The following is a 3,115-nucleotide window of genomic DNA, read 5'->3' on the forward strand; positions in this document are numbered from 1 at the left end:
ACCGCCGCCCGAAGCCCGCCCGGTCCCGGTACGACACCTGCGCCCCGACGGCGACGCCACGCTCCGCCGCGGCCCGGCACACGGCCCCCATGACCCGCTCGTCGCCGGCGTGGAACCCGCACGCGACGTTGGCGCTCGTGACGACGTCGAGCAGGCGCGACTCCGGCCCTTCGACGCCCGGCACCCAGTCGTCGAGCCCTTCGCCCAGGTCGCAGTTGAGGTCGATGCGCACGCCCATGCCCTGATCCTCCCCCGTCCTCGACGGGGACCGACCACGCACGCGTCCGCGGACGTCGCACCGTCGTCCGGCCGCACGCCCCTCGTCGGCCCGCGCGGGCCGTCCGGTGCGCCCGCTGGTGCGAGGATGGGCCGGTGGTCCGGACCGGTGAGCTGCTCGACGCGCTGCTCGCCGGAGGACGGAGGGCCGACCGCCTCACGCACGTCCGCCACCTCCCCGCGCGCGAGGGCGTCCGTGCCGCCTGGCCCACGTGGGCCGACACCGACGTCGTGCGCGGGTACCGGCAGCTCGGCGTCGAGCAGCCCTGGGCGCACCAGGCGGTCGCCGCCGACGCGGCGTGGTCCGGCCGGCACACCGTGCTGTCGACGTCGACGGGGTCGGGCAAGTCGCTCGCCTTCTGGCTGCCGGCCCTGACGGCCGCCCGCGGTTCCGCGGCCTCACGGACGCTCGACCCCGGCCGGATCGAGACCGTCTCCCGCCGTGCGACGACCCTCTACCTGTGCCCGACGAAGGCCCTCGCGGCGGGCCAGCTCGCGGCGCTCGACGACCTGCTGCGCGCCGCCACCCTGCGCGACGTCCGCGTCGCGACGGCCGACGGCGACACCTCGCTCGACGAGCGGCGCTGGGTCCAGGAGCACGCCGACCTGGTCCTCACCAACCCCGACTTCCTGCACTTCGCGCTGCTCCCGCAGCACCGTCGGTGGGCGCGACTGCTCGGTGCCCTCCGGTACGTCGTCGTCGACGAGTGCCACGCCTTCCGCGGCGTCTTCGGCGCGCACGTCGGCCTCGTGCTGCGGCGGCTGCAACGCGTCGCCCGGTCCTACGGTGCGTCGCCGGTGTTCCTGCTCGCATCGGCGACGACGGCCGACCCCGCGGTCAGCGCCGCGCGTCTCGTCGGTGTCCCCGCCGACGACGTCACCGCCGTGACCGAGGACGCGTCGCCCGCGGGCCGCAAGACGTTCGTCCTCTGGCAGCCACCGCTGCTGCCCGGCGGTGACACCCCGTGGAGCGACCTGCTCCCGGACGAGGACCCGTGGTCGACGCCCGTCGCCGCGCCCGCCGGAGCCGTGCGACCCGATGCGCCCGGCCCGCCCGCTCCCGACGACCCGTGGACGGTCGCCGACCCGACGACTGACGGGCCGACGGGCTTCGACGCGCCCGCGTCGGCCTGGTCGGACGGCGCTGCGTCCGAGCGCGGCGACCTCGCCGTGGCCTCGCCGGCGACGTCGCACGTCGAGGCGCGCGCCCACACGGCGGACGCCGTCGTCGACCCGACGGCGTCCGGACCGTCGGGGACGGGCGAGCGCGTGGTGACCGAACCGCACGACGGTCCCCGCCGCACTGCGACCGCCGAGGTCGCGGACCTGCTGACCGACCTCGTCGTCGTCGGTGCGCGGACCCTCGCGTTCACGCGGTCGCGCCGTGCCGCGGAGTCGGTCGCGTCCGCGACGCGCGACCACCTGCGCGACGTCGACCCGGACCTCGTGCGTGCCGTGTCCGCGTACCGCGGCGGCTACCTGCCGGAGGAGCGACGCGCGCTCGAGCGCTCGATCCGGACGGGCGACCTGCGCGCGCTCGCGACGACGAACGCCCTCGAGCTCGGCATCGACATCTCGGGGCTCGACGCCGTGCTCGTCGCCGGCTGGCCCGGGACGCGCGTGTCGCTGTGGCAGCAGGCGGGCCGGGCCGGCCGCGCGGGTGCGGACGGGCTGGTCGCGCTGGTCGCCCGCGAGGACCCGCTCGACACGTTCCTCGTGCACCACCCCGAGGCGATCTTCGACACCCCGGTCGAGGCCACGGTGTTCGACACCGGCAACCCGTACGTCCTCGCACCGCACCTGTGCGCGGCGGCCGCCGAGATCCCGCTGCGCGCCGACGAGCTCGACGTGTTCGGCCCGCAGGCACCCGTCCTGCTCGCGGAGCTCGTCGAGCGCGGTGCGCTGCGCCGCCGCTCGTCGGGCTGGTACTGGACCCACGCCGAGCCGGCGACCCGCCTCACGGACCTGCGCGGCTCGGGCGGCGACCCGGTCCGTGTGGTCGAGTCGGTCACGGGCCGTCTGCTCGGCACGGTCGACGCCGCCTCCGCGGACGCGACGGTCCACGACGGCGCCGTCTACGTGCACCAGGGAGCGACGTTCGTCGTCGACGAGCTGCACCTCGACGACGGCGTGGCGCTCGTGACCCGGCGCGACGTCGACTACGGGACGTGGGCGCGCTGGGTCACCTCGACCGAGATCGTGTCCGTCGACGAGGAGATCTCGTGGGGACCCGTCACCTGGGGCTTCGGCGCGGTCGACGTGACGACGCAGGTCCTCGGCTACCAGCGCAAACGCATCCCCGACCTCCAGGTGCTCGGCTCCACGGACCTCGACCTCCCGCCGCGGACGCTGCGCACCGCCGCCGCCTGGTGGACGGCCCCGGCCGACGTGCTCGAGGCCGCCGGCGTCAGCGAGGAGGACGCGCCTGGCGCGCTGCACGCGGCCGAGCACGCGTCGATCGGCCTGCTGCCGCTGCTCGCGACGTGCGACCGCTGGGACCTCGGCGGCCTGTCGACCGCGCTGCACGCCGACACGGGCCACGCGACCGTGTTCGTCCACGACGCCTACCCCGGTGGCGCCGGGTTCGCCGAGCACGGTTTCCGCGTGGCGCCGACGTGGCTGCGGGCCACGCGGGACGCGATCGCGGCTTGCCCGTGCCCGGGCGGGTGCCCCGCGTGCGTGCAGTCCCCCAAGTGCGGCAACGCGAACAACCCGCTCGACAAGGCGGCGGCCGTCCGGTTGCTCGACGTCGTGCTCGCGCACGCGCCGCAGCCCGACTGACACCTCGCCGATACCGCCGGCCCGACCGAGGCCGTCACCCGCCGCTCGCCGGCCGGGG

General features: G+C 76.4%; 2 protein-coding genes. One reads left to right on the forward strand and one right to left on the reverse strand.

Annotated elements, in window-relative coordinates:
* A partial coding sequence (locus HGA02_RS14495; RefSeq protein ID WP_168679684.1) for a LamB/YcsF family protein occupies window positions 1-238 on the reverse strand: 238 nt, incomplete at its 3' end.
* Between the two features lie 134 nt (window positions 239-372).
* Here HGA02_RS14495 and HGA02_RS14500 point away from each other — a divergent pair.
* A complete protein-coding gene (locus HGA02_RS14500; RefSeq protein WP_168679686.1) occupies window positions 373-3,057 on the forward strand; it encodes a DEAD/DEAH box helicase in 2,685 nt (894 codons plus the stop codon).
* The last annotated feature ends 58 nt before the right edge of the window (window positions 3,058-3,115 follow it).

Source organism: Cellulomonas septica, from assembly GCF_012396155.1.
Classification (GTDB): Bacteria; Actinomycetota; Actinomycetes; order Actinomycetales; family Cellulomonadaceae; genus Cellulomonas; species Cellulomonas septica.